The organism is Mesorhizobium sp. CNPSo 4688 (assembly GCF_057784295.1).
On record NZ_JBWLUY010000006.1, the window covers coordinates 231,095 to 257,557 of the forward strand.

Sequence of the window (26,463 nt, forward strand, 5' to 3'; positions counted from 1 at the left end):
CGATTATCCTTTGACCGCGCCGGCGGTCAGGCCGGTGACGAGATAGCGTTGCAGGAAGGCGAAGAAGATGCAGACCGGGATCAGCGCCAGGATCGACGCCGCCATCATCTGCCCCCAGTCGACGGCGAACTTGCCGATATAGGTGAGCAGCCCGACGGCAAACGTCTTCTGGTCGTCGCTGGAGATCAGCATCAGCGCGAACAGCAATTCGCTCCAGGCGGCGGTGAAGACGAAGCCGAGCGTTGCGCCCATGCCGGGCAAGGTCAGCGGCACGATCACCTTGCGCATTGCCTGCGCACGGGTGCAGCCGTCGATCATCGCCGCTTCTTCCAAGTCCTTCGGAATGCCGTCGAAGAAGGACTGCATCAGGAAGGTGGCGAAGGCGGTGTTGAAGGCGGTGTAGATGATGATCAGCCCGACCAGACTGTTGGTCAGGCCAAGCTCGCCCATGACGCGGTAGATCGGCGGGATGACCATCACCAGCGGGAAGGTTTGCGTCAGCAAAAGCATGATCGCCAATGTCGCCTTGCCGCGGAAGGTGAAGCGCGACATGGCGTAGCCGGCGAGCGTGGCGATGATGGTGACGAAGGCTGCCGTCGACACCGAGACGATGACGCTGTTGAGGAAATAGCGCGGGAAATCAGAGGCTTCGAGCACGGTGATGAAGTTGTGGAATGTCGTTTCCGAGGGCCACAAAGTGATGCCTTCGGAATAGAGCAGCCGCTCCGGCGTCACAGAAATCTTCAGCGTCCAGAAAATCGGGAACAGCGCGAAGATCATGTAGGCCGCAATCGCGGCGTAGAGGCCGATGCCGCTGAAGATGCGCGAGGAGGTGGAGCGTCCGGCGATCATCAGACGTGCCTCACCAGCAAGCGGCGGATGGCGATCAGCGCGATCGCATAGGCGATGAGCAAGACCAGCAGAAGCACCGCGACCGCCGAGGCATAGCCCTTGTCCAGCGACTTGAAGGCGCTGACATAGATGTAGACCGGCACCGTACTGGTCGAGCCCGCCGGCCCGCCTTCGGTCATGACGAAGATCAGATCGGCGAAGGTGGCGATCCAGATCGTGCGCAGCATGACGGTGATGACGATGGTCGGCGCCAGGAAAGGCAGCGTTACCTTGGTGAAGCGCTGCCAGGGCGAAGCGCCATCGATGGCCGCCGCCTCATGCAATTCCGAAGGGATCGACTTCAGCGCCGCCAGCAGCGTGATGGCGAAGAAGGGGATGCCGAACCAGATGTTGGCGATGATCGGCCCCCACATGGCGGTGGCGGGATCGGAAAGCACATTGGTCGGCTCGGCCTTCAGCCCGAGGGCAAACAGCCAATGCGGCAGCGGCCCGATGATCGGATTGAAGAGCCAGGCCCAGGTCAAGCCAGACAGGAAAGACGGCACCGCCCAGGGCAGGAACACCACCGCCTGGACGAACTTGCGGCCAATGAACGGCTTGTCGAGCAGCAGCGCGAGACCCAGCCCGAGGAAGAACTGGAAGAACAGGCTGGCGACGGTCCACCACAGCGTGTTGACCAGCGCCTGCCCCAGCACCTGGTCGGTCAGCATCGCCTGATACTGCCCGAGACCGACATATTCGGATTTGAACGCGGAGAATTTGCGGAAGGAATAGCTGATGCCGATGATCAACGGCACCAACAGCACCACGACGAGCAGAACGATCGCCGGGCTGAGATAAAGCCAGGGTTCGATGGCGGCATGCGTCAGCCGCTTCTTTCGCGGCCGGCCGGCGGATCGTATTTCGGACACGGCATAGGTCATCGGGTGCTAAATCGTCTCCTCGAGGAGCGCCGGGATTGGCGACCAAGCGTCGTCCCCACTTACGGGGAAAGATGTCGGTCCACCCTCCGAAGCTGCAACGCAGCTGCGGCGGAGGACGAGCAGGCAGATGAGGGGCAGCGCCAGCCTTGGGGTGCTTGCACAGCCCCTCATCCCGCCTTCTCCCTGTAAACGGGGAGAAGGAAGAAGAAGGCGGCGCCTACTTTTTGTTCTTGGCCAGCCAGTCCTGCTGTTCCTTGGTCAGGAACGCAGCCCATTGATCGGCAACGTCCTTGGCCGACTTCTGGCCGAGCAGCACTTCCTGGAAATTCTTGATCGCCACCTGGTCGACGAAGTTGCCGAGGTTCTCCAGATGCGTCGGCGGCGTCACCATTTCATATTTGGAGGTGTCGCTGAGCTCGGTGAACCAGCCCTTGAACTGCTCGGTCTTGAAATGGGCATCCTGGTCGGCGCCATTATGGATCGGCACGACGCCGACTTCCTTGGCCCACTCCAGATTGTCCTTGGGCGACAGCAGCGTCGCCATCAGCTTCCAGGCATCGTCCTTGTGCTGCGAATTGGCAAACATCGCCCAGCCGGCATAGCCCAGCGTCGGATAGGATTTGCCGCTCGGTCCGACCGGCAGCGGCGCCACGGCAAAATCGTCGGCGCTCATCTTGTCGGCAATGCCGATCAGCGCATCCGGATCCTGGTTGAGCATGGCGCAGGTGCCGGAATAGAAACCGGTGACGGTCTCGTTGAAGCCCCAGCTCACCGCATCCTTCGGCGCCAGCCCGTCCTTGTACATGTCGGCCAGCATCTGCAGGCCCTTGACCGAGCCTTCCTCATTGATGGTCGAGGTGCCGTCCTCGTTGAAGTAGCCGCCCTTGCCCTGAGCGATGTTCATGAACATGTGCATGCCGTTGAAGGCGCCCGGGCCGCCGCGCAAGCAATAGCCGTATTTGCCCGGAATGGCGGAGATCTTCTTGGAGTCGGCGATGAAGTCGTCGAGCGTCGCCGGCGGGCCGTCGAGACCGGCTTCCTTGAACAGCTTCTTGTTCCAGAACAGCGCGTTCACATAATAGCCGTAGGGGATCATGAACTGGGTGTTGTTGACGGTCGAGCCGAACTGCTTGGCGCGCTCGCCGAGCGTCTTGGCGTCGTCCCATTTGGCCATGTAGGGGCCGAGATCCTCGAGCTGGCCGTTGGTGGCATAGAGGCCCATCCAGCGCTCCGGCATCTCGACGATGTCGGGCGTATCCCCGGCCTGCACCATGGTGAGGAATTTCTCGAACGCCTGGCCCCAGGGCAGCGAGACCACCTCGACCTTGACGCCCGCATTGGCGGCCTCGAACTCGGCGATCTGCTTCTTCAGGAATTCGGTGCGCTGCGGGCTGGTGATGACCTCGACCAGCTTGAGTGTGGTGTCGGCCAGCGCGCCGCTGGCGGAAATCGCCAGGCCGGCAGCAGTGGCAAGCATGACTGTCAGTCTTCTCATGTTCAGAACTCCCATTTTGAACCCAGTTATTTTTTTGCTTTGTCGAAGGCCTGGGCGATGTCGGCCCAGAGGTCCTCGACGCTTTCCAATCCGACATTGAAGCGGATGGTTCGGGGGCTGACGCCGAAGCGCGCCATCGAATTCAGACCCGGCGTCTGCTCGAGCGAGGCTTTTGCCGGCACGACCAGGCTTTCATGGCCGCCCCAGCTGACGCCGATGCGGAAGAATTTCAGCGCATCGACGAAAACCGGAATGTCGACATCCTCCGTCACCTCGAAGGAGAACAGCCCGGCATAGCCGGCAAGCGTCTTCTTGCCGGGATGGTTGGAATAGGCGGGATGATTGACCCGCTCGACCTTGTCATGCGCCTTCAGCCGCTCGGCGATGGTGAGCCCGCTCTTCATGTGATGCGGCAGCCTCAACGGCAGCGTGCGCAGGCCGCGCAGCAGCAGCCAGCCCTCGAAAGGCGACAGCTTGGCGCCGAGCTGGGAGTAGGTCTGATCGTTGATGTGCTTGATGTGGGCGGCCGAGCCCGCCACCACGCCGGCGACGGTGTCGCTGTGGCCGCCGAGATATTTGGAGGCCGAGTGCAGCACGAGGTCGACGCCGTGCAGGATCGGTTTCTGGAACACCGGCGTCGCCCAGGAATTGTCGATGGTGGTGACGATGCCCTGCTCTTTCGCCAGCCGCGCCAGATGCGCGATGTCCTGCAGCTCGAACATCATCGAGGTCGGGCTTTCCAGATAAAGCAGTTTAGCGCCGGGCAGCGCCGCCGCGATCGCGTCCGGATCGGAGCCGTCGACATAGTCCACCTTGATGTTCAGACGCGGGAACAGCCGCTCGAACAGCCGGTAGGCGTCGCCATAGCAGTTGCGCACGGCGACGATGCGCTCGCCGGCGCCGACGAAGGCAAGCAGCGTGGAGCTGATTGCCGCCATGCCGCTGCTGAAGCCGCGCGCGGCTTCAGCACCTTCAAGGGCTGCGACGCGCGCCTCGAACTCCATCACCGTCGGATTGTCGCCGCGCGAATAGATCGGCTGCTTGCGGCGGCCGGCAAAGGTGTCGGCCATCTCGGCATAGCTGCCGAAGGTGAACAGCGAGGTCTGGTAGATCGGCGGCACCACGGCATTGCCGGGGAACGGATCGTCATGCGCCAGCAGCGTCGCCGCCTCCGCGAGATAGTCGGTGCCGGAAGTGCCTGGGTCGAAGCTGTGCTCGTTCATTTGCGGTCTGAAAGTTTGAGGTTGGCCGCGCCGCGCTTCAGGTCGTCCTCGACGGTAGCGATCAGCTTCAGCGCCTCCGCCCGGGCGCCTTCCGGGTCGTGCGCGGCGATGCAATTGAAGATGGTGCGGTGGTAGGGGAAGCTGGCATGGCCGAAATCGCGCACGCCAAGCGGATGCTCCCAGAAGCGGTGGAACAGCTCGTGCATGGCGGCGATGATCTGCTCGAACAGCGGATTGCCGGAGGCGCGGTAGATCGCCTGGTGGAACTCCCAGTCCTCTTCCGACGACATGCCGGCGCGCATCTTAAAGGCGTCTTCCATGATGTCGAGCTTGCGCTCGATCTCGGCGAGGTCGTCCTCGTCGGCGCGGACAGCGCAAAGCGCGGCGGCTTCGGCTTCGAGCGCGCGGCGGATTTCCAGCGTGCGCATCAGGCCGGTGAAATCATTGCCGCCGGCGAGCGTCAGCGGCATGTGCAGCATGTCGAGCGAGACGGCGGCCTTGAGGTAGGTGCCCGAGCCTTGCCGGCGCTCGACCAGGCCAAGCCCTTCCCAGCGCGTCAGCGCCTCGCGCACCGTGTTGCGGCTGACCTTGAGGCGCTCAGCGAGGATGCGTTCGGTCGGCAGTTTTTCACCGGGTTCCAGCTTTTCGCGCATGACAAAGCCGGCCAACGCCTTCAGCACCGCATCGTCGCGGGCCGTCGTCTGGATCGGCGGAAGGCTGAATTCGGTCACGCCTGTGCAAACTCAAAGTGGTTCAATGGTCCAACCAATTCCTGCACAGACGAAGGAACGTGTCAACAGCGGAAACGCATGAGCCGAGGGACGACCATGTGCGCCCTCGGCCATGCCGCTTCAGCCGTGGATGCGCGCCGGTTCGGCGGCCTCGCGGGCGGCGCGCCAGCGCGCAAACATCTCCTCGCGAACCCGCCTCGAGCCCGAGAGGCGCTCTTTTGCCTGCGCCAGTACGGCAGCCGAAGCCTCGGCGGGCGTGCCCGACCGGAAAGGAGGCGCAGGCGCATATTCGAGCGAGAGCTGCACGATCTCGGCCTCCTCCTGCCCGAGCAGCCTCGCAACCAGCGCCAGCCCGAAATCGATCCCGGAAGTGACGCCGCCGGCGGTGATCAGCTTGCCGTCCTCCACGATACGCTCATCGACGGGGATCGCCCCGAACTCTTCAAGGAAATCATGCGCATACCAGTGCGTCGTCGCCCGCTTGCCCCTGAGCAGCCCGGCCGCGCCGAGCACCAGGGCGCCGCTGCACACCGAGGTGATGTAGCGCACCTGCGCTGCGCGCTCCCACACGAAATCGAGGACTGTCTGGTCCTCCAGCAGTGGGTTGGCCCCGCCTCCGCCTGGAATGCACAGCACGTCGAGCGGCGGGCAATCGTCGAAGGTCGCGGTCGGCGTGAGAGACAGCCGTGTCGAGGACATCACCGGGTTGCGATCCTTCCAGATCAATTCCACTTCCGCGCCCTTGGCCGATGCCATGACTTCGTAGGGACCGGTGAGATCGAGCTGTTGCACGTTGGGGAATACGAGGATGCCGAAACGCAGGGGCATGGAAATCTCCGTGGGTTGACTTCAGCCAATCTACGGCATCATGCTTTGGCGCGATTGCCATTCATCCCTCGTTTCAGGCCAAACCCGATGCGCCGTATCGAAGTGCTTGCCTATCCCGACATCCAGCTCCTCGATGTCAGTGGACCGCTTCAGGTCTTTGCCAGCGCTAACGACTTCAAGAGGCAGGCCGGCGAACCGGTGCCCTACGAGGTCGTGGTCGTCGCAGCCTCGCCGCGGATCCGAACATCGGCCGGGCTCGTGCTGGAGACCGCGGCGCTGCCGACACACGGAGGTGAGATCGATACGTTGATCGTGCCCGGCGGATGGGGCGTCAACGCGGCCTGCGACGATCCCGGGCTGGTCCAGTGGATCGCCTGCCGCTCGCGCGATGCCACGCGAACCGCCTCGGTCTGCAGCGGCGCCATGCTGCTGGCGCAGGCGGGCCTGCTCGACGGCCGCCGCGCCGTGACCCACTGGGGACGCTGCGCGGAGTTCGCCCGGCGCTTTCCGGCAGTCCGCCTCGAACCCGATCCGATCTTCATCCGCGACGGCAATGTCTGGACGTCCGCCGGTGTAACGGCGGGGATCGATCTCGCCCTCTCCCTCGTCGAGGCCGACCTTGGCCGGCACACGGCGCTGGCGGTGGCGCGCGAGTTGGTGGTCTTCCTGAAACGCCCCGGCGGCCAGGCGCAATTCAGCCAGACCCTCAAGCTGCAGCAAGGCGATGGGCGCTTCGATCGGCTGCATGGTTGGATCCTCGAAAACCTGGCCGGCGACCTGTCGCTGGCGCAACTGGCCGACCACGCCAATATGAGCCCGCGCAGCTTCTCGCGGCGCTATCGCGAGGCCACCGGCCGGACACCCGCCCGCGCCATTGAGGAGATCCGCATCGAGGCGGCGCGACGGATGCTGGAGCACGGCCAGCCCGTCAACCAGACGGCACGCCGCTGCGGTTTCGGCTCGGAAGAAACGATGCGGCGCGGTTTCCTACGCGTGCTGGGCACCAACCCGCGCGACTATCGCGAGCGTTTCTAATCGCAATGCTCGCTCCATCTGCGATCGTCTCTTGGTTATTTCGCAGCGTTCAGGCGGGATGCTGCAGCTGGCTGAGCCCGCCATCGACGACCAGGGTCGCCGCGTTCATGAACGGGCACTCGTCGGAAATCATGAACACAGCGGCAAGCGCGATCTCGCGCGCCGAGGCGATGCGGCCGCCGGGATGCAGCGCCAGCGTCTTGGCGCGCGCCGCCGCCGGATCGGCAAAACTGTTCCAGTAATCGGTCGCCTTCTGCGTCTCGACATAGCCGGGCGCCAGCGCGTTCACGCGCACGCCTTGCCCGGCATATTCCAGCGCCAGCGATTTGGTCAGGCCAAGCAGTGCGTGCTTGGCGACCGGATAAGGAAATGTGTGCGGAATGATGGTGAAGCCGTGCGTCGAGGCGATGTTGAGGATCGCCCCGCCGCCGCTTGAAATCATGCCCGGCAGCGCCGCCTTGGCGCAGTTCCAGGCGCCTTTGACGTTGACGTCGAAATTGCGGTTCCACTCCTCCTCGCTCGCCTCGAGCGGCGTCGAGAACACATTCATCCCGGCATTGTTGATCAGCGCGTTGATCGGCCCGATTGCATCGGCTGCTTGTCTAACCGCTGCGGCAATCGCGGCCCCGTCGCTGATGTCAGCTGCAACGTGCCCGACATGCCCCCGGGGCGCGGCAAGACCGGCGACCGTCTTGTTGAGCAGCGCACCGTCGCGGTCGACCAGGAACAGCTTTGCTCCCTCGGCCAGGCAGGCCTCGGCAATGGCAAGCCCGATGCCTTGCGCGGCGCCGGTCAGGAAGATGCGTTTGCCGGACAGGCGCTCAGCCATCGCTGTCACTCCCCTGGAAGATGGTCAGCGCCGGCCCAGTGCCGACGAACGCAGATTGTCGAGCAGCACGGCGAGCAGCAGGATCACGCCGCGCACAATGTACTGGTAGAAGGCCGGGATGTTGAGCAGGTTCATGGCGTTTTCGGCGATACCCATGATCAGCACGCCGACGATGACGCCCGACATGGTGGCACGGCCGCCGGCGAGCGAGACGCCGCCGAGCACGCAGGCCGAGATGACCGAGAGTTCAAGCCCGACCGCCGCATTGGGCTGGCCCGACGTGATGCGCGAGGCCAAAAGGATGCCGGCGATGCCGCAGACCACGCCTTGCAGCGCGAAAATCCAGATGCGCGTCCAGTCGACATTGACGCCGGCAAGGCGCGAGGCCTCGGGATTGCCGCCAATGGCCAGCGTGTTCTTGCCGAAGACGGTGCGGTTGAGCACGAAGCCGAAGACGCAGAACAGCACGGCCAATACCCAGACCGGCGTCGGAATGCCGAGCAGCTTCGACAGCGCCAGCTGGTAGAAATCCGGGCTGTTGATGCCGACCGCGCGGCCGTCGGATGCAATCAGCGCGAAGCCGCGCACGATCTGCATGGTGGCCAGTGTCGTGATCAGCGCGTTGATGCGGAATTTGGCGATGACGACGCCATTGATGAAGCCGACGAAGGCGCCGCAGACGATGGCTGCCAGCAAGCCGAGCACGATCGAGCCGGTATAGTTCGACGCCATCACAGCGACCATGCCGGCAAAGGCGACGATGGAACCGACCGACAGGTCGAAGTCGCGCGCTGCGAGGCAGAACATCATGGTGCAGGCGACGATGCCGACGGTGACCACCGACTGCAGCAGGCCAAGCATGTTGCGGTCGGTAAGGAAGTTCGGCACCAGAGCTGACACCAGCGCGAAGGCGACGATAAAGATGACGACGAGGCCCTGTTCGCCGAGCAGGATTTTCTTCAGCTGGTCGGTCATGGCAATATCCTCAGGATGCGATCGCGTCAGGTGTTTTCTGATCGGGAAGAGCGGCGGCCAGGATCGCCTTTTCGGCGAACTGGTCGCGCGTAAGTTCGGCGCTGATGCGTCCGCCGCACATCACCAGGATGTGGTCGCAAATGCCCATCACCTCCGGCAGTTCGGACGAGACCACGACGATCGCCATGCCGTCCTCGGCAAGCTGGTAGAGCAGTTCATAGATTTCCGCTTTGGCGCCGACATCGATGCCGCGCGTCGGCTCGTCGACGATGAGCACCCGCACGCCCTGCTCCGATAGCCAGCGACCCAGGATGACCTTCTGCTGGTTGCCGCCGGACAGGTTGATGATGTCCTGCTTGCGCGACGGCGTGCGCACCTTGAGCTTCTTGATGAAAGTCTCGGCGGTGGCGATCTCGCTGGCGCGGTTCAGCACACCGAAACGCGTGTGATGGCGCCGCGACGAGATGTTGATGTTCTCCTCGATCGAGCGGCCCTGGATGATGCCGTCATGCTTGCGGTCTTCCGAGCACAGCACGATGCCGGCGCGGATCGCGTCATGCGGATCGGCGGCATGGACGATTTTGCCGTCGACACTGATGGTGCCGCCCGAGCGCGGGTCGGCGCCAAACACCAGTCGCATCAGCTCAGAGCGCCCCGCCCCGATCAGGCCGAAGAAACCGACGATCTCGCCGGCCCGCGCCTCGAAGCTTGCCGGCGTCTTCAGTTTTGAACCGGAGAGAGCGTCGACCTTCAGCCGAACATTGCCGGATGCGCGCGGACGAAAACCCCAGATATCAGAAATTTCGCGGCCGACCATTTCGGCGACGACCTGGTCGCGCGTGACATCCTTCAGCGATGCGTGATGCGCCGCAAGCTTGCCGTCGCGCAGCACAGTCAGGCTGTCGCAGAGGCGGAACACTTCGTCCAGCCGATGCGAGACATAGATGATGACCTTGCCCTCGCCGCGCAGCCGGTCGATCAGGGCAAACAGGATTTCGCTTTCGCGCGACGACAGCGACGAGGTCGGCTCGTCCAGCGCGATGACACGCGCATCGAGCATGATCGCCTTGGCGATCTCGACCATCTGGCGCTCGCCGATCGACAGCGTCTTGACCTTGCGGCTGATGTCGATGTCGATGCCCGCCGATTTCAGCTTGGCGCCGACATCGTCCCGCATCGTGGCGCGGGAGATGATGCCGGCGCTGGCGGGAAAACGGCCGAGGCTGAGATTTTCGGCAACGGTGAGTTCCGGCACCAGCTGCAATTCCTGGTGGATGACGATGACGCCATTGTCGAAGGCGTCCCTTGTCGATGAATAGGCCTGAACCTTGCCGTCGATGCGGATTTCGCCCTCGTCGGCATGCTGATCGCCGGACAGGATCTTGATCAGCGTGGATTTGCCGGCACCGTTCTCACCCATCAGGCCATGCACGGCGCCCTTGTCGACGCCGAACGAGACGTCCGACAGCGCCTTGACGCCCGGATAGGTCTTGGTGATGCGCGAGAAATCGAGAAAGGACACTGGCGTCGATCCTTCTGCGTGATGCCAAACAGGCGGCGGGATGAGCCGCCGCCTGTTTGTACAGGGAGGATTATTCGATGCCGAGACCCTGGCGGACCTTCTGGTAGTCGTCGCGCTTGGCGAGCGCACCGGCGGTCAGGATCAGCTTCTCCGGTTCCTTGTTGTTGGCGACCCAGTCATACATGTTGAGCGCCGTCTCGTAGCCATGCCGCTTCGGCGAGATGATCACCGTGCCGACAAAGCCGGTGGCGGTCGGCTTCTTGAACTCATTGATCGCCGAATCCGCGCCACCGATGCCGACGCCGATCATGCCGTCAGCCGGAATGCCGACGCTTTCGGAGGCACGCACGGCGCCCAGCACCGCTTCGTCGTTGAGGCCGAAGGAGACCCACTTCTTGATGTCGGCATGGGCATTGAGCACCACCGTTGCAGCATTGAGCGCTGCCTCGGTGTCTGTCTTGGCCTGCGGCGCATCAAAGATATTCTCGGCCTTGAAGCCGTTCGCCTTGAGCACCGAGATGGCGCCTTCGACACGGTCGACGGCGGTCGGCAGCTGGTCGTAGGAGACGCGAATGGCGCCGACCTCGTCGGCCTTCCAGCCGCGCGCCTTCATTTCGTCGACGATCGCCTGGCCGACGGCCTCACCGATTTTGGTCGCCGAAATGCCCATATGCGGCACGTCTTCCAGCGCCTTGCCGTCGGCGCCGACCAGACGGTCGTCGACGGTCATCAGCTTGAGATTGTTGGCGGCCGCTTTGGCGACGATGCCGGGGCCGAGCTTCACGTCCGGTGTGCAGACGATGAAACCTTGCGCGCCCTGCGCGCCGAGATTGTCGATCGCCGACATCAGTTTCTCACCGTCCTCGGCGCCGATCTTGACCAGCGTAAAACCCTTTTCCTTGGCGGCCTGGTCGGCGAACTTCCATTCGTCCTGGAACCACGGCTCTTCCGGCTGTTTGACGATGAAACCGATCTTGGTGTCCTGAGCATATGCAGCGATGGTCGTGACGGACAGCACGGCAAGGGCGCCCGCGACGAGCGCGGTCTTTAAAAGTCGCATGATTACCTCCCAGCGATAGGCCGGGCGCTCAGGCCCGGGTGCTGGAGTCTCTAATTGTTTTTATCATACTCGTCAATTGATCTGGTATGATAATTAAGCTACATGCTCAGACAAGGGATCGCTGGCGCAAATCATCCGCATCCGGTAAGGCCGGACCGGTTGTGCGAGATCAGCGGTTTCGCCGCCTTGGAGGAGGGCTGAGGTGACCGAGACGTCTAAAAAGCTACAGGGCGACACGCCCACCCGCCGTCCGCGCGTTATGCCCGATGTGACCAAGGCGCTTGCCTCCGACATCTTTTCCGGGCGCTATCCAGCCGGCTCGTCCCTGCCGACCGAAAACGAACTCGGCGTCGAATATGGCGTCAGCCGCACCGTCATCCGCGAGGCGCTGAAGGTACTAGCCGCCAAGGGGCTGGTGCTGTCGCGTCCGCGCATCGGCACAGTTGTATGTGAACAGGACAACTGGAACATCATCGACCCGCAAGTGCTGGCCTGGCATGCGCCGCATGCGCTGGACGACAAGCTGTTCGACGCCATCCTGGAAACCCGCCGCGCCATCGAACCGCTGGTCGCCGAGCTCGCCGCCACGCGCGCGACGCTGCAGGAGATCGCAGACCTCGAAGCGGCATGGCGCGGCATGGCCGATGCCGGCGAGGACCCCGCCACCTTCTCGCGCTCCGACGTTGTCTTCCATCAGATCGTCTATGCCGCGAGCCACAACCCGATCTTCCGCCAGATCGGAAATCTGATCGACACCGGCCTGAAATTCTCGCTGGAGGCGTCGGCGACGATTTCGCTCGAACGGCGCATGGAAGCGGTTGCGGCGCATCGCGAAGTCGTCGAGGCGCTGCGCATGCGCGATGCCCCTGCGGCGCGCGCCGCGGCAAGCAAAATCCTCGACCTTGCGGCGCGCGATCTCCTCAGCGCCAAGAAACTCAAGAACAACTGAGACCAGCATGAAAATCATCTCGCTCACCACCTACATCGTTCCGCCGCGCTGGCTGTTCCTGAAGATCGAGACCGATGCCGGCGTCACCGGCTGGGGCGAGCCGGTCGTCGAAGGCCGGGCGCTGACCGTCGAGGCAGCGGTCAAGGAGCTTGGCGACTACCTCATCGGCAAGGACCCACGCCTGATCGAGGACCATTGGACGGTGATGCATCGCGGCGGCTTCTACCGTGGCGGGCCGATCCTGATGAGCGCCATTGCCGGCATCGATCAGGCGCTGTGGGACATCAAGGGCAAGGCGCTCGGCGTTCCCGTGCATGAATTGCTCGGCGGCAAATTGCGCGACAGCATCAAGGTCTATTCCTGGATCGGCGGCGACCGGCCGGTGGAAGTGGCGGCGGGCGCAAAGGAAGTGGTCGCGCGCGGCTTCCTGGCGCTGAAGATGAACGGCACCGAGGAACTGCAGATCGTCGACAGCCACGACAAGATCGATGCAGCCGTCGAGCGCGTCGCCATGGTGCGCGAGGCCGTCGGCCCCAACATCGGCATCGCCGTCGATTTCCACGGCCGCGTCCACCGGCCGATGGCGCGCATGCTGGTCAAGGAGTTGGAGCCGTACCGGCTGATGTTCATCGAGGAACCGGTGCTCAGCGAAAACCGCGATGCCCTGAAGGAGATCGCCGCACTCGGTTCGACGCCGATCGCGCTCGGCGAGCGGCTCTACAGCCGCTGGGACTTCAAGTCGGTGTTCGAGCAAGGCGCCGTCGACATCATCCAGCCCGACTTGTCGCATGCCGGCGGCATCACCGAATGCCGCAAGATCGCGGCGATGGCCGAAGCCTATGACATTGCGGTCGCGCCGCACTGTCCACTTGGGCCGATCGCGCTCGCCGCCTGCCTGCAGCTCGATGCCGTCAGCTACAACTGTTTCATCCAGGAGCAGAGCCTCGGCATCCACTATAACGCCGCCAACGACCTGCTCGACTATGCCGCCAACAAGGACGTCTTCCGCTACGAGGACGGCTATGTCGCCATCCCCGATGGCCCCGGCCTCGGGGTCGAAATCGACGAGGAGTATGTCAAGGAGCGGGCCAAGGAAGGCCACCGCTGGCGCAACCCGATCTGGCGCCACAAGGACGGCTCCTTCGCCGAGTGGTAGCCCGGCCGCTCTTGCGGCCAAGCCGTTACGACTTCGCGTTCACTTTCGCGGCGGTGCCAGCGTGACGCAGGCCTCTGAGGTAAGCAGCCGGAAGGTGAATGTCTCCTGCAGATAAAGCTCGACGCTCGTGCCGGAATGCGAGAGGTAGCCGATCGACAGGTCCTGGCCGATATCGAGCTCGAAATCGCCGCCGCGCGTGGAGAGCACGAACCCACCTTCGATGGCCGGCGCCCAGATGATGCCGCCATCGACCATGCGCTCGATATGATGGAAGACCGGGTAACCCTCGTCGCTGCCGCCGCTGACGGCGGTGTAGGCCGCAGCACCCAGCACCAGCGCATAGGGGCCGCTGACGCCGGCGAGCCGCAACTGGCTGACCGCCTGGGCAACAGCTTCCGGATAGCCCATCACATTGGCCGGCAGCGCCACCGCCGGATTGCTGGTGCCTTCCCGAATGCCCTGGATACCGGCGGCGGCGTAGCCGTCGAACACCGAGCGATCCTCGGCAAAAGCGATCTTGCGCGCCGCCTCCTTCACCGCGGACCAATCTGAATCCGTGGCGCCCCGGTCGACATCGTCGATCGCCTGGCGTGTCAGTTCGAAGGGAACCCGCAACTCGACCAGCGCCTTGACCTCGCGCTGTGTCGATTGAACCCCCTCGCCTAGCGTCGCGATCGGCTTGGTATGGCCGGTGCCGACGGACGAAAGCTCAAAACCCTTCGGGCCGACGACATCGACGACGCGCCGCGCCGCCAGATGGCGCTTGAGCGTGCGCGATGCCTCATCTTCGATCTGCGCCCAAGCGCCGTCGGAAATGGGAGCGAGTTCCCGGTAAAGTGTGTTCATGTCTGCCTCACATCCTTGAGAGATCCGATACCGAGTGAACCATCGCGCGAGCGCGGCTGGGTTTGATCCGTCGCCTCGGTTTGGGCCGCGGGCGGAGCGGCAGTCGCATCCGCTGCAACATCTTCGAGAAAAGTCGCCGACGGCACAAAAAACAGCGTGCCGGTCACCGCGCGGCTGAAGTCGAGCAGCCGGTCGTAATTGCCCGGCGGGCGGCCGATGAACATGTTTTCCAGCATCTGCTCGATGCGGCGCGGCGAGCGGGCATAGCCGATGAAGTAGGTGCCGAACTCGCCCTTGCCTGCATCGCCGAACGGCATGTTGTCGCGCAGGATTTCCAACTCCTCGCCATTCTCGGTGATCGACGTCAGCGCATTGTGCGCCGATGTCGGTTTGACCGCGTCGTCGAGTTCGATGTCGGAAAGCTTGGTTCGGCCGATGATCTTCTCTTGCTCCGCCACCGGCACCTCGTTCCAGCGCGCCAGATCGTGCAGGTATTTCTGCACGATGACGTAGCTGCCGCCGGCAAAACCAGGATCCTCGTCGCCGATGATGGTGGCGTCGATCGCGCCCTGATCAACCGGGTTCTCGGTGCCATCGACGAAACCGATCAGATCGCGGTTGTCGAAATAGTTGAAGCCCTGCACCTCGTCCGTCGTGGCGACAGCGCTACCAAGCCGCGCCATGATCTGCGTCGCCAGTTCGAAGCAGAGGTCCATTCGCGCCGAACGGATATGAAACAGCATGTCGCCCGGCGTCGAAACAGCATGATGCTGGCCGCGGATCTCGCGGAACGGATGCAGATCCCTAGGCTTTGGGATTGCAAACAACCGGTCCCACGCGTCGGAGCCAATTGCCATGACACAGGACAACCCGCCCTCGAGGTCGCGAAAACCGACCGCTCGCTTGAGCGCGGATAGATCGGCACACAGGCCGCGTGCGGTCGCGTCGTGTTCGGGGCCGGGTTTGAGCGTAACGACAAGAAAAATCGCGGCCCGCGTCAAGAGGGCGACGACCGGTTGCGAAACAACGGCTGGCAAACTGAACTCCATGCTTGATCCGTTCGGTATCCTCTGACGCGGTGCCTGAATCAAGCAGCATCTTACCCAGGTTGGTTCACAGGATTTGGCGCTTGCGCCTGCCCTCGACGATACGGTATTCCCGCCGCAATGGGCATCCCTCCAAGGGATAGGTCGGAAGGATTTTTGATCCGACTGCCTCACGATGCGCCTGCCCTTCGATTACCGGTATCGCGGGCAGGTCCGACAGGGCGAAGCGGGTTATGAAAAGCAGCGGCGTCGAATTGTCGACGCATGGCACGAGAACGATGCCTGCAAGTAAATGCAACCAGAACAACCTAGTTTTACTAGAAGCGGTTGCTTGAAAACATCGGATCGGTTGATGCTTTTGACATCCAATCTAAGGCAATCGCTATCCATGGAACATGACAGAAATCCGGTTCTCATCGACCTTTTCTTGGCGCAGGCCGCGTCGACATTTCCATGTCGTCCGGCGGCTGCGCAGGCGTTCTCAACGCCAAACTTCCCGCCACCCTGCAATCGAATTCTGCAGGCCGAAAAAATGCAAAGATCGCGTTGATCCAATTGGATTTTTTGCTGCAGGTCCCAAAAACAAACTCGACCTGAAATGGTCCGTTCTTCGCGATTTTGACAACGCTTCGCTGCGGCGATGCAACACATTGATTTATCTGTCAATTTTATGAAAAGTTTACCCGTTAACTACCTATTAACGTATCGCTTAACTTTCCCCTCGTTTTACTTAGAATACTTCGAAATGGGTACTTCCACGATGCGCAACGTTTCAAAAAAGTCTCAAGAGGGTAAGAGCGCGATCCGCGAAGCGGATGCGCGGCGCCCCGAGGCGTCTGCAGCAGGTGAGGCTTCCCATCCCCGCTCGCTTGGCGAGACCGCATCCGCAGGCGTGACAACCGGCGCGCAGCTTCCCACCTTGCCGACGGTTGTGCTCGGCGGCTTGCCGATCACCGTGATCGACCGGCAAGACGCCGCCCGGCTGATGATCGCGTCGGCGCGCGGGCATCTGCCCAACACCCGTCCCTATTATTTCACCTCCGCCAATGGCGATGTCATCGCCCAGGTGGGGCAGAACACGGAGGTCGCCGGGCTATTTCGCCAGGCCGACCAGATCTTCGCCGATGGCCAGCCGCTGGTTTTCGCCTCGCGCCTGCTGTGCAGCGTGCAGCTGCCCGAGCGGGTCGCCACCACTGACCTGTTCCATGATGTGGCCAAGCTCGCCGAACAGGAAGGCACGACGTTCTACCTGCTGGGTGCGACGGAGGCGGAGAACAACAAGGCTGTCGCCCGCATCAGCGCCAAATACCCTCGCCTGCGCATCGCCGGCAATTGTCACGGCTTTCTCGCCGGCCAGGCGCTTGAAAGGAAACTAGACGAGATCAACGCGCTTGCGCCCGACATATTGTGGCTGGGCCTCGGCGTGCCGCGCGAGCAGATCTTTATCCGCGATTATGCATCGCGGCTCCACAATGTCGGCCTGATCAAGACGTCGGGCGGGCTTTTCGACCATATCGCCGGCAAGGTCCGGCGCGCCCCGCTATGGGTGCAGAAGGCTGGCTTCGAATGGCTCTGGCGTGTGATGATGGAGCCGCGCCGGCTTTTCTGGCGCTACTTCACCACCAGTCCCCGCGCCGTCTACGCCCTATTGAGGTATTCCAAATGACTGCCGAGCACCGCCACAGTCCGCTGCCCGAAGGGACCGATGCCGAGATCGCCATCGTCGGCGCCGGACTTTCCGGCACCATTGCGGCGAATGTGCTCGCACGGGCCGGTTACAGCGTCATCCTGATCGATCGCCATTCCGTCTTTCCCAGGGAATTCCGTGTCGAGAAAGTCGCCGGCGACCAGATTGAAAAACTGCGCCGGCTTGGCCTTCTGGACAGGCTTTCGACGGCGGCCGTGGCCTTCGACGACATCGTCAACATTCGCAGGGGGCGTGTCCTCGACCGCACGCATGCGCGCCACTACGGCATTTTCTACGATGACCTCGTAGCTGCCATGCGTGCCGAACTGCCCGAAAACGTTCGCTTCATCTCCGGCCGCGTCAACGGGCTGGAGACAGGAGCGGAACGCCAGCGCGTGTCGATCCTCGATCATCACGACGTGACCGCGCGGCTGCTCGTACTGGCCACCGGCATGGGCGACATTCTGAAGCGTGACGTCGGCATCGAGCGCCACTTCGTTCACCAGAAGCAGTCGCTGACCTTCGGCTTCAATCTGCGCCCGGTGGGAATAAGCGCCTTCAAGCACGCGGCCGTCACCTACTACGGCGAGCGGGTCTCCGACGGCATCGACTACCTGACCCTGTTTCCCGCCGCCGACGTCACGCGCGCCAATCTGTTCGTCTTCCGCGATCACCGTGATCCCTGGGTGAAGGCGCTGCGCGAACGTCCACGGGAAACGCTCATCGAAACACTGCCGGGGCTGGTTAAGACATTCGGCGATTTCGAAGTCATCAACCGTGTCGACAGCTGGCTCACCGACATCACCGTGGCGCAGAACTGTGTGCGCGACGGTATCGTTTTGATCGGCGATGCCTACCAGACCTCTTGTCCGGCCGCCGGAACCGGCGTCAGCCGGCTGCTCACCGATGTCGAGCGGCTGTGCACGGTGCATGTACCGCAGTGGATGGCTTCGCCCGGCATGACGGCGGCCAAGATCACAACATTCTACGACGATCCGGTAAAGCAGGCGATGGACGAACACGGCCTGCATATGGCTGATTTTCGCCGCAGCCTGACCATCGACACGGACCTGCGCTGGCGCGCACGCCGGCAGCTTCATTTCAGCCGCCGCCGCGTCATGCAGAGGATCGACACTCTAAGCCCCGCTTTCGCCGCCAGGCTGCGGAGTTTCAGCAAACCAGGCATAGAAGCCACGACCTGAAACGGCTCTATCTTTGTTTTTACGCAATTCCGCGGCGAAGCGCTAACGCGCTTTCCCGCGAAAAACCGCTTCACCCTTTTCCTGTAATTGTTCTAGAGCAATTCCAGGAAAAGTGTGAGCGGGTTTTCCGTCCGGAATTGCGTAAAAACAAAGACATAGAGCGGTTCGCCGTTTCCGTGAAACGGCGAAACGCTCTAGGAGCCGGCCGCCTCGTCGCTGGGCGCCTGCGGCAGCACGGTACGGCCGGACTTGGGCTTCTTGCCATGCGACCCGACCAGCCGCCGCGCCAGCACCTTGGCCGCCGGCAGTTTCTCGACGGTCATGTGCGCGGCATAGCCGAGCGGGCTGCCGGCCCTGAAAATCTGCCACATCGGCGATGGCCGGCCACCAAAGGTAATCTTGTAGGGTTCGTCGCCAATCGTGAAGTCGAGCGAATGGTCGCCACGCTCGATGCAGTCGCGGGCGATCTGTTCGAACATCAGGCTGCCGATCGACTGCTTCCTGTAACCCGCCTCGTCAAAGCCGCCGAGAATGACCAGCAGCGAGCCACGATGTGCGAGACCGAGCGCGCCGGCGATCGCCCGATCGTCCATCCAGAACGTGTAGGTACGGGCAAAACCGCCACATCCCTCGGCCGCCACGGCCATATAGAACTCGAAATAGGACGGCGACTGCAACAGGTCGGCCGGGCCGTCGCTGCCGTCGAAACGTTTGCCGCGGTATAATTTGAGCGCATCGAATGTCGTCCGGATGGCGTCGATACTATCCGAACATTCAAAACGCGCCTGGCCCATCCGGCCGAGTTGCCGCGACTTCTTGTCGAGCTCCTTGCGATAGGAATTGTCGAGCTGATGTTCGCGCCACGCCGCGAATGTCGTCTCGAGCTTGCTGGAATAGGCGCTCATGCCCATGCTTTCACGCTTGTCGATGCCAAACAGGCGCTCGATTGGCAGCGAGCGGTCGGCCAACTTGCCGATGCGCAGCAGATCATAGGGCTTCAGATGTTTTTGGATAGCGGCCACAGTTCGGCCGTCTGACACGATACGCGAAAACGTCTCCTCGTCGGCGACCGGCGATATGTAGTCGGAAACACGCATGTCGGCGAATTCCACGACCTTCAGCAGCGTGTAGCGACGCCTGACCAACGGCAGGACCATCGCCAGTCTTCCGCCTGTGCGCACGACAATGATCAGCGGCGTGGCCGCACCATGCCCGACGATCTTCTCGTACAGCAAGGCGAGCCAAATGGGGTGCTGAAAAGCGGTCGCGGCCGAGTTGGCGAAAAGCTCGGCATATTCCTTCGAACGAAAATCAAACGAATCCTCGACTGTGACTTCAAACATGTATGGTCCGAACCGGCTGGGCATGGTCTATCGACGCTGTCTTGCGTTCCACGTCAAGGTCAACCACATGGAATGTTCGAAACTTGGTATATGCGGGGCCTCAAACGCTGATTGCATATCTGCCGTCAATCCAGCATTGCGCGACTGCCCGGCAGGATTGGTCAAGTTCTTCCCGTAAACCGAATGGCCAGACTTGCAAGTAACCGCAAGGTAAGTTTTTTCAGTCAGTCATTTGTTTGTACCGGTCATTTCTCTTCAAATGTCCAGGCCGGGTCCCGATACAATCGCGAACTGGTACGACATGCTGGCGATCGACGTCATTGTTCCGCAATCTACCCCGCGCCTGTGGCAGAAGATTGTCATCGAGCGGCTGCAGTCGGACGGCCACGATGTCGCCGTGCTGCAGCAGCCGGGAACGGCAGGCTGGCCAGGGTCGGCCAAAGCCGCGTTCGCGTTCGAACAGCGGCTGTTTCGGCGCCGCCGTCCCAATCTGGCCGCAGCGCTGAACGAGATTCCGGTCCAGCCGGCCGGCCGGCCCGCAGCACTCAGACTGGACCTTGCCGGCAATGCGCCGCTATCCGATGTCCCAACCATGGGCCTCCTGTTCGACGGGTCTCGGTCCGATCTTGCAGTGGCAACAGTGGTTGCGGCCGGAAAGTTGCCTGTTATCGATGCCGTCCTTGATGGAAAAGTGGTCGGCCAGGCACGGCCGATGATGGACAAGCGGGAATCGGTGGCGCTCGGAACGGAAGATGTGCTTGCACGCGCCATTACCCTGATCGTCTCGATCGCCAAGGCTTTTGCCGACGGCCGGCCCTTGCAGAACGAACCGTCGTCTGAAGCCCGCAGCGGTCCGGCAATGCAATTCCTGCCCGCCTATCTCGGTTCGGCGCTGCCGCGGCTTGGCCGTGAAATCATCCGGCGCGTCAGCTATCGCCACGCGCATTGGCGGGTCGGCTACCGCTTTGCCGATAGCCCCGGCGTCGTGGAAACCGGCAGGCTGGGCAGCGGCTGGTCGGTGCTGCCCGACCCCGGCGACCATTTCTACGCCGATCCGTTCCCGTTCGAATGGCAGGGCCAGTCGTTCCTGTTCGTCGAGGACTATCCCCATGCCACCGGCAAGGCTGTCATCTCGGTCGTTGCGTTCGATGCCAACGGCGTTCCGGAGGCGCCGCGGGTGGTTCTGGAGGAACCGCACCACCTCTCCTATCCCCAGGTGTTCGAGCGTGATGGGGCAGTCTGGATGCTTCCCGAAGCCAGCGCCAGCGGAAAGCTCACCCTCTATCGCGCGTCAGCTTTCCCGGATCGCTGGACTGCCGAGACCGTTTTGGTCGAGGGCGAGATTTCCGACGCAACGCTGCTCGAACATGACGGGCAGCTCTGGCTCTTCGCCACCGACCGCGACGGCTACGGCAGCACCTCCGACACGCTGGTGGTGTTTTCGGCTCCTGCCCTCACCGGCCCCTGGACGCCACATGCCGGCAATCCAATCCTGATCGACCATCGCATGGCGCGTCCGGGTGGCGCTTTCGTACACAGCCGCGACGGCCGTATCGTTCTTCCCCTACAGGACGGAACGCTCGGCTATGGCGGTGGCCTCGGCCTTTCCGAACTGTTGCAGCTCGACCGGCAGACGGTGCGGCTTTCAGCACCCCGGCCGATCGTCGCCGATGGCGACTGGCCATACCCGAAGATCCACACTTTCAACCGGGCCGGCAGGCTGGAAGTGATCGACGGGATCGCGGCGGTGCGGAGGCGCTAAAGCAATTCCAGGAAAAGTGTGAGCGGTTTTTCCGGGAAAAGCGCGCAGCGCTTTCCCTTGGGAATTGCGCAAAGAAAAGACAAAGAGCGATTCACCGTTTCCGTGAACCGCTCTAGGGAAGCAGTAGCGCCTCGTAGCCGGCACACATCTGGGCCGGCGAGTACTTGTCCTTGAGCCGCCGCCCGGCCGCCGAAAGCCTGGTCATGAGCTCCGGCCTTGCGATCATCTCGGCAAGCCCCGTGGCCATGCCGGCGGCGTCGGCCTCGACGAAGATCGCAGCCGGTTCGCCGTCCTGCGCGGTCAGCACCTCGCGCATCACCGCAAGATTGTTCGCCACCACCGGCAACCCGGAAATCGCCGCTTCGACACAGGCAAGACCGAAGGTCTCGCTCGTCGACGGAAAGGCGTAGACATCGCCTGCGGCCAGGAATTCGAAAATCTGTGCCGGCGGAACTTCGCCGACCAGATGCAACCGGTCCGCCACGCCCCGCTCCCTGGCAAAGGTGACAAGCGTCTCGAGTTCCGGTCCGACGCCGGCCAGCGCCACATGGATGTCGGACAACCGTGCAAGTGCCCCGACCAGCGCGATCTGGTTCTTCGTCCGCGTCAGGCGTCCGGACGAGACGGCAAGCCACGCATTGCCTGGCAAGCCGAAGCGGGCACGCGCAGCAGCCTTGTCGAATTGCTCACGCGGCGCCGATACACCGTGATCGATGCGATGGAGGCGGCGCCGGTAGGCTTGCGGATAGTGATCGAATTGCGCTTCGGTCCAGGCCGAGTTGACGATGTTTGCGTGATAAAAGCCGGTCACGCCCATCAGCTTGTCGATCCGGGAGAGCAGGCCCATGGTGCCCTTGGTATGCGGTGCGCCGCTCTGGTTGGCGACGATCTGCCTGACCCCGGCCAGTCGCGCGCCGATCGTGCCGAAGATATTGCCATAATGCTGATAGGTGATGACGGCATCCGGCCGCGCCTTGCGCAGATAGCTCACCAGTCCGATGGTCGCCCGGATCTGTCCCGGCAAGCCTTTTGGCGGCTCGGTAAGGATGAAATCGGCGCTGGCGTCGTGGTCGAATGCGTCGGTCTTCCGGTACATGAAGACGGTGCGGACATCATGGCCACGCACCCGCAATCCTTCACCCACCATGTCGGAAACGCGTTGCGCACCGGCCGCCTCCGCCTGAGTCTGGACCTGCACGATCTTCACGTGCGGTCTCTAAGCACAGGACGGGAAACGGCTGCCGCCTTGCCCATCGCGAGGCCGAAGATGGACGGGTTTATGCCTATTCGGCGCCGTGCGATCGACACCGCAATGGCAGTCCAGGCAATCACCGTTCCGGCGATAGTGACCGCCGCGCCGACCGGCCCGAAATAGTAGGTCGTCGCGGCCGTCGCGGCGAGCCCCAGCACGTTGACGATAATCAGCACTTTGAACAGTGCATGCTGCAGGCCAGTCAGCTGCAGCAGTATCTCGATCGGGCCGCAAGCGGTGGCGAAAGTCGCGCCGATGCCGAAGATGACGAGCGTCGTACGCATGGTCGGCGTGTCATAGGCCGGATTGAAAATGGACAGGATGAAGCCGCCGAAAAGCCAGAACGCCGCCAGCACGCAGAGCGCAATGGCGAAGCTGCCGAGTGCCGCAAGGCTGGTGATGCGCTGCACATGCGCCCTGTCGCCGCTGTAGAAGGCGCTCGAAATCTGCGGCGCCAGCGCCTGGTTGATGCCGTTGAGCGCCAGTGCCACGAAACGGGTTGTCCGGTCGGCCACGAAGATGGCGCCGGCCGGCACCGGCCCCAGGATCATGGCCACCAGCAAGGTGCTGACCTGGCCGAGCGCCGGCGGCAGCGAGGTGACGCCCCACAGGCCAAGTGTCACCGTCTTGAATTCCTGCTTTTGCGCTGGGCTGAGCGGGCCGCGCTCGGCGCGCGCGGTTTCGCGCAGCAGAAGCACCGTCTGTGGCACGACCGAAAGGATGAGCAGCCCGGCGGTCAGAAAGGTCGCTGCGACCGCACCCATCTCGATATGCAGGAAGCGGCACCCGAGCATGGCGGCAATGGTCGCCGCCCGCCATATGATATCGCGCGGCAACAGGCCGTAAATGAGTGCATGCTTGGCGCGGAAGGCGCCGGAGGTGAATTCCGACCAGCCGAGCGAGAATGACAGCACCGCGGCAGCCAGGCACAGTGATAGCCATTCGGGCGTGCCGCCGCCGACGAACGGCAAAAACCCCGCCACCAGGATGAGCAGGCTGGAGACGACAAGCCCGAGCAGCGCCACCAATATGGCGCGCGCCATCATGCCATGCGCCGAATTGAGGTCGCCGAGGCCGGCATATTGCGGCCAGAACCTGAGCACGGTGCTCTGCTGGCCAACCGATGCAAAGAAAGAAACCAGGCTGGCGCCGGCGTATGTGGCGCTGTAGAGGCCGAACTGCCGCTCGTCCATCACCATCGCCACGGCCACGAACATCAGGAACGACAGGCCGGCACTGGCGAGCTTGATCACACCCGCGACCGCCCCGCTCCTGGCGAGCGCGGGGATGGACATGCGCATGTCGGCTGCCGGATTGCCGCTCCCAGCCATTGCGGCTTTGTTGTCGCTTATGTTGTCATCCAAGATCGGCTCCTGTGACGACCGGCAATGGCCTTGCCCCCGCGGCAGCCGAACCGACCCTGAAACCTGTCCCTGAATAGAACAAAAACTCCCGCAAGCGCCAGCCCGAACGCGACGAATGGTTACTGGCGCCCCTGCATACAAAGGTGAAACGCTTTGGTAACCTTAACGAAGGGCTAACGATAATGGGAAATAGTGCGAGGTGTAGAGTGACGTGACTCTGCAGAGGAAAAATCATGAGTCCTGCCAGCATCGACGATCGCACGCTTCCACCGCTGTTTGATATCGCGGCGCTCTGGGCGATTCTTTGGGGCCGTCGCCTGATGATTTTTGTCATTGCAGGTGCCGTGCTGCTGCTGACGGTGCTCTATCTCTTGGTGACCAGCCCGAGCTACACGGCAACAGCCTCGACCCTGATCGACCCGCGCGATTCGCGTTCCACCAATTTCAACAATGTTCTTCCCGGCATCGGCTCCGACAGCGCCGCCATTGCCAGCCAGGTCTTCGTCATCGAATCGCAGGATCTGCTGGGAGACGTATTCGACGGTCAGAAGGTGGAGAACGACCCCGAATTCTCGGGCCGCGGCCTGGTATCGCGGCTGTTTTCCATATTCGGATCGGACCAGAAGGCCACGCGCGATGCGACCTTCAAGCGCTTTCAAAAAGCGGTATCGGTGGAGCGCGAAGGGCTCACCTATGTCATCAATGTCAGCTTCACCTCGAAATCGCCGGAGACGGCTGCGCGCATCGCCAACGCCATCGTCGAGCGCTACCGGACCGGCCTTGCCGGAGAGCGCGAAGGCGCCAACAGCGATGTGAACTCCCTCCTCAACGACCGGATCAAGGGCCTGCAGAAGGACGTCAGCGACGCCGAACGCGCGGTCGAGGATTTCAAGACGACGCACAGGATCGTCGATCCGACCGATGGCGGCACGCTGCAATTCCAGCTCGACCAGCTGACGACGCAGCTGATCACCGCCCAGGGCGACGCCGACCAGGCAAGGGACCGCTACAATCAGGCGCTTGCCGTGGGCAGCTCGCCTGCGGGTCTGGCCAGGCTGGCGGAAATCCTGTCCTCCAACTCGGCCATAAAATTGCGCGACGACTATAACCAGCGCGCCGCCGAACTTGCCAATCTCGAAACCATGTATGGGCCTCGCCATCCGGCGATCGCGCGGTTGCGGTCCGAGCTCGAACGGATGAACCGGCTCATGGGCGCCGAGGCCGACCGCATCAGGCAGCAGTTGAAGGCCAGCTACGATCTTGCCGCGCAAAATGTCGGCAAGTTGCAGGCCAAGCTCGAAGCCCTGCGCCAGCAGTCTTCCGACTCCAGCCTTGCCCAGGTGCAGCTACGGCAGCTGGACTCCAAGGCCCAGGCCGCACGCGGCGTCCTCGACGACTATCTGAAGCGCGCCAAGGAAACCTCGCAGATGGAGGGCGTCCAAACCTCCGAGGCGCGCACGATCGCCAAGGCTTCGCCGCCACTGCAGCCGACATGGCCGAAGCCGGCCCTGCTCCTGCCGGTGAGCGCGGTTCTCGGACTTCTCGCCGGATGCGGTCTCGCTCTGGCGTTCGGCCCGGTCCGCCGGCCCGAAGACGAACCGCAAGCGCCCAAGGAAGAAGTGGTGCCGGCGGTCCAGCCGAGGCAGGACGCACCGCGTGCCGCTGCCCAGCCGGCTCCCCAGCCGCTGCCGGCCAGCCTGGGCGAATACCGCGTGCCGGCCAGCGGTACGGCGCTTTCTGGCATCAAGGCAATCAGGGCCTCACTGTTCCAGAACGGCGACGAGGCGCTTTCGCGCGACGTGCTGAAGCTGATGCGGCAGATCATCCTGCGCCTGCACGACCATCCCAAACCCTTTGTGCTGGTGGTGTCCTCGACGCGCGGCAGCCTCGAGGCAAGGCTTGCCGGCGCATTGATCGGAATCAGCCTGCAACGCGTCGAGCAGAACGTGCTGGTCGTCGAGATCGAAGGCCAGCCGTCGGCTTCGGCGGACCACGGCCCCGGTATTTTCGTCGACAGCGCCAGCGGCCTGCGAACCGCCATCTGCAGCCCGCAGGGGCAAAAAGGCGGCCGGACCTTGGGCGACGTTCTGACCGAGGCTGGAAACGCCTTCGACTTCATCCTCGTCAGCGCCCCGGCCTTCAGCGAAAAGGCCTGGTCCCCGGAGTTTTTCACGCGGGCTGATCTGACACTTCTGGCGCTGACCCCGTCGGAGCAGGCAGCCGACGCTGCCGCCCTGTTGGCGCAACGGCTGGGCGTCGCCCAGATCGGACGCAGCGCCACACTGGTGATCGCACCGCAGACCGCGCAGCCGGCCGCGCGCACGCCTGTGCCGCCTTCCGGCGCTGCCGATTGGCGCCGCAGTTTGGCTGCGAGGAGCTGATC

General features: G+C 63.0%; 22 protein-coding genes. 7 read left to right on the plus strand and 15 right to left on the minus strand.

The window, feature by feature from the left end; translation table 11 throughout:
* Positions 1 to 3: 3 nt before the first annotated feature.
* From AC04SH_RS13295 to AC04SH_RS13320, 6 genes are all read right to left on the minus strand, one after another.
* Positions 4 to 852, minus strand: a complete 849-nt coding sequence (locus tag AC04SH_RS13295) for a carbohydrate ABC transporter permease (protein ID WP_488575352.1) — start codon at positions 850 to 852, stop codon at positions 4 to 6.
* Positions 852 to 1,775 (minus strand): carbohydrate ABC transporter permease, encoded by a 924-nt coding sequence (locus AC04SH_RS13300; protein WP_477231682.1) that lies wholly within the window; start codon positions 1,773 to 1,775, stop codon positions 852 to 854. Before AC04SH_RS13300 ends, AC04SH_RS13295 begins: the two co-directional genes overlap by 1 nt.
* Positions 1,776 to 1,992: 217 nt before the next feature.
* A complete protein-coding gene (locus AC04SH_RS13305) occupies positions 1,993 to 3,270 on the minus strand; it encodes an ABC transporter substrate-binding protein (protein WP_488575353.1) in 1,278 nt (425 codons plus the stop codon).
* Between the two features lie 26 nt (positions 3,271 to 3,296).
* Positions 3,297 to 4,493, minus strand: coding sequence for a PLP-dependent transferase (locus AC04SH_RS13310; RefSeq protein WP_488575354.1), 1,197 nt, complete (start codon positions 4,491 to 4,493; stop codon positions 3,297 to 3,299).
* A complete protein-coding gene (locus AC04SH_RS13315; RefSeq protein ID WP_488575355.1) occupies positions 4,490 to 5,224 on the minus strand; it encodes a FadR/GntR family transcriptional regulator in 735 nt (244 codons plus the stop codon). Before AC04SH_RS13315 ends, AC04SH_RS13310 begins: the two co-directional genes overlap by 4 nt.
* Before the next feature lie 120 nt (positions 5,225 to 5,344).
* Entirely contained in the window at positions 5,345 to 6,052 is a 708-nt protein-coding gene (locus AC04SH_RS13320; protein ID WP_488575356.1) for a DJ-1/PfpI family protein, read from the minus strand.
* An 87-nt stretch (positions 6,053 to 6,139) separates the two neighbouring features.
* On the opposite strand from AC04SH_RS13320, the gene AC04SH_RS13325 reads away from it, so the two are divergent.
* A complete protein-coding gene (locus tag AC04SH_RS13325) occupies positions 6,140 to 7,087 on the plus strand; it encodes a GlxA family transcriptional regulator (protein ID WP_488575357.1) in 948 nt (315 codons plus the stop codon).
* A gap of 49 nt (positions 7,088 to 7,136) precedes the next feature.
* Here the strand turns inward: AC04SH_RS13325 and AC04SH_RS13330 are convergent, their stop codons facing one another.
* From AC04SH_RS13330 to AC04SH_RS13345, 4 genes are all read right to left on the minus strand, one after another.
* Entirely contained in the window at positions 7,137 to 7,916 is a 780-nt protein-coding gene (locus AC04SH_RS13330) for an SDR family oxidoreductase (RefSeq protein WP_488575358.1), read from the minus strand.
* A 24-nt stretch (positions 7,917 to 7,940) separates the two neighbouring features.
* Positions 7,941 to 8,891, minus strand: coding sequence for an L-arabinose ABC transporter permease AraH (araH, locus tag AC04SH_RS13335; protein WP_488575359.1), 951 nt, complete (start codon positions 8,889 to 8,891; stop codon positions 7,941 to 7,943).
* A 10-nt stretch (positions 8,892 to 8,901) separates the two neighbouring features.
* The gene (gene araG / locus AC04SH_RS13340) at positions 8,902 to 10,413 is read right to left on the minus strand and encodes an L-arabinose ABC transporter ATP-binding protein AraG (RefSeq protein WP_488575360.1); all 1,512 of its coding nucleotides are present in this window, start codon (positions 10,411 to 10,413) and stop codon (positions 8,902 to 8,904) included.
* Positions 10,414 to 10,483: 70 nt separating this feature from the next.
* The gene (locus AC04SH_RS13345) at positions 10,484 to 11,473 is read right to left on the minus strand and encodes an arabinose ABC transporter substrate-binding protein (RefSeq protein ID WP_477231691.1); all 990 of its coding nucleotides are present in this window, start codon (positions 11,471 to 11,473) and stop codon (positions 10,484 to 10,486) included.
* A gap of 259 nt (positions 11,474 to 11,732) precedes the next feature.
* Between AC04SH_RS13345 and AC04SH_RS13350 the strand changes: the two genes are divergently transcribed.
* The gene (locus AC04SH_RS13350; protein WP_488575473.1) at positions 11,733 to 12,422 is read left to right on the plus strand and encodes a FadR/GntR family transcriptional regulator; all 690 of its coding nucleotides are present in this window, start codon (positions 11,733 to 11,735) and stop codon (positions 12,420 to 12,422) included.
* Between the two features lie 7 nt (positions 12,423 to 12,429).
* The gene (gene dgoD, locus AC04SH_RS13355) at positions 12,430 to 13,578 is read left to right on the plus strand and encodes a galactonate dehydratase (RefSeq protein WP_488575361.1); all 1,149 of its coding nucleotides are present in this window, start codon (positions 12,430 to 12,432) and stop codon (positions 13,576 to 13,578) included.
* 39 nt (positions 13,579 to 13,617) lie between these two features.
* Here dgoD and AC04SH_RS13360 read toward each other — a convergent pair whose 3' ends face one another.
* Together AC04SH_RS13360 and AC04SH_RS13365 are read right to left on the minus strand one after the other, a co-directional pair.
* Positions 13,618 to 14,424 carry a family 1 encapsulin nanocompartment shell protein gene (locus AC04SH_RS13360; protein WP_488575362.1) on the minus strand — a complete coding sequence of 269 codons (807 nt, stop codon included), beginning with the start codon at positions 14,422 to 14,424 and terminating at the stop codon, positions 13,618 to 13,620.
* Positions 14,421 to 15,473, minus strand: a complete 1,053-nt coding sequence (locus AC04SH_RS13365) for a Dyp-type peroxidase (RefSeq protein WP_488575363.1) — start codon at positions 15,471 to 15,473, stop codon at positions 14,421 to 14,423. The genes AC04SH_RS13360 and AC04SH_RS13365 overlap by 4 nt, the downstream gene beginning before the upstream one ends.
* Before the next feature lie 637 nt (positions 15,474 to 16,110).
* Between AC04SH_RS13365 and AC04SH_RS13370 the strand changes: the two genes are divergently transcribed.
* Together AC04SH_RS13370 and AC04SH_RS13375 are read left to right on the plus strand one after the other, a co-directional pair.
* Positions 16,111 to 17,136, plus strand: coding sequence for a WecB/TagA/CpsF family glycosyltransferase (locus AC04SH_RS13370; RefSeq protein ID WP_488575364.1), 1,026 nt, complete (start codon positions 16,111 to 16,113; stop codon positions 17,134 to 17,136).
* Positions 17,133 to 18,359, plus strand: a complete 1,227-nt coding sequence (locus AC04SH_RS13375; protein ID WP_488575365.1) for an FAD-dependent oxidoreductase — start codon at positions 17,133 to 17,135, stop codon at positions 18,357 to 18,359. Before AC04SH_RS13370 ends, AC04SH_RS13375 begins: the two co-directional genes overlap by 4 nt.
* Before the next feature lie 194 nt (positions 18,360 to 18,553).
* Here the strand turns inward: AC04SH_RS13375 and AC04SH_RS13380 are convergent, their stop codons facing one another.
* Positions 18,554 to 19,702 carry a GNAT family N-acetyltransferase gene (locus tag AC04SH_RS13380; RefSeq protein WP_477231696.1) on the minus strand — a complete coding sequence of 383 codons (1,149 nt, stop codon included), beginning with the start codon at positions 19,700 to 19,702 and terminating at the stop codon, positions 18,554 to 18,556.
* A gap of 259 nt (positions 19,703 to 19,961) precedes the next feature.
* On the opposite strand from AC04SH_RS13380, the gene AC04SH_RS13385 reads away from it, so the two are divergent.
* On the plus strand, positions 19,962 to 21,464 hold the full coding sequence (locus AC04SH_RS13385; protein ID WP_488575366.1) for a glucosamine inositolphosphorylceramide transferase family protein: 1,503 nt from the start codon (positions 19,962 to 19,964) through the stop codon (positions 21,462 to 21,464).
* Between the two features lie 112 nt (positions 21,465 to 21,576).
* Here AC04SH_RS13385 and AC04SH_RS13390 read toward each other — a convergent pair whose 3' ends face one another.
* Together AC04SH_RS13390 and AC04SH_RS13395 are read right to left on the minus strand one after the other, a co-directional pair.
* Entirely contained in the window at positions 21,577 to 22,671 is a 1,095-nt protein-coding gene (locus AC04SH_RS13390) for a glycosyltransferase family 4 protein (protein ID WP_477231698.1), read from the minus strand.
* Entirely contained in the window at positions 22,668 to 24,080 is a 1,413-nt protein-coding gene (locus AC04SH_RS13395) for a lipopolysaccharide biosynthesis protein (protein ID WP_477231699.1), read from the minus strand. Before AC04SH_RS13395 ends, AC04SH_RS13390 begins: the two co-directional genes overlap by 4 nt.
* Positions 24,081 to 24,313: 233 nt before the next feature.
* Between AC04SH_RS13395 and AC04SH_RS13400 the strand changes: the two genes are divergently transcribed.
* Entirely contained in the window at positions 24,314 to 26,461 is a 2,148-nt protein-coding gene (locus tag AC04SH_RS13400; protein WP_488575367.1) for a GumC family protein, read from the plus strand.
* Positions 26,462 to 26,463: the final 2 nt, after the last annotated feature.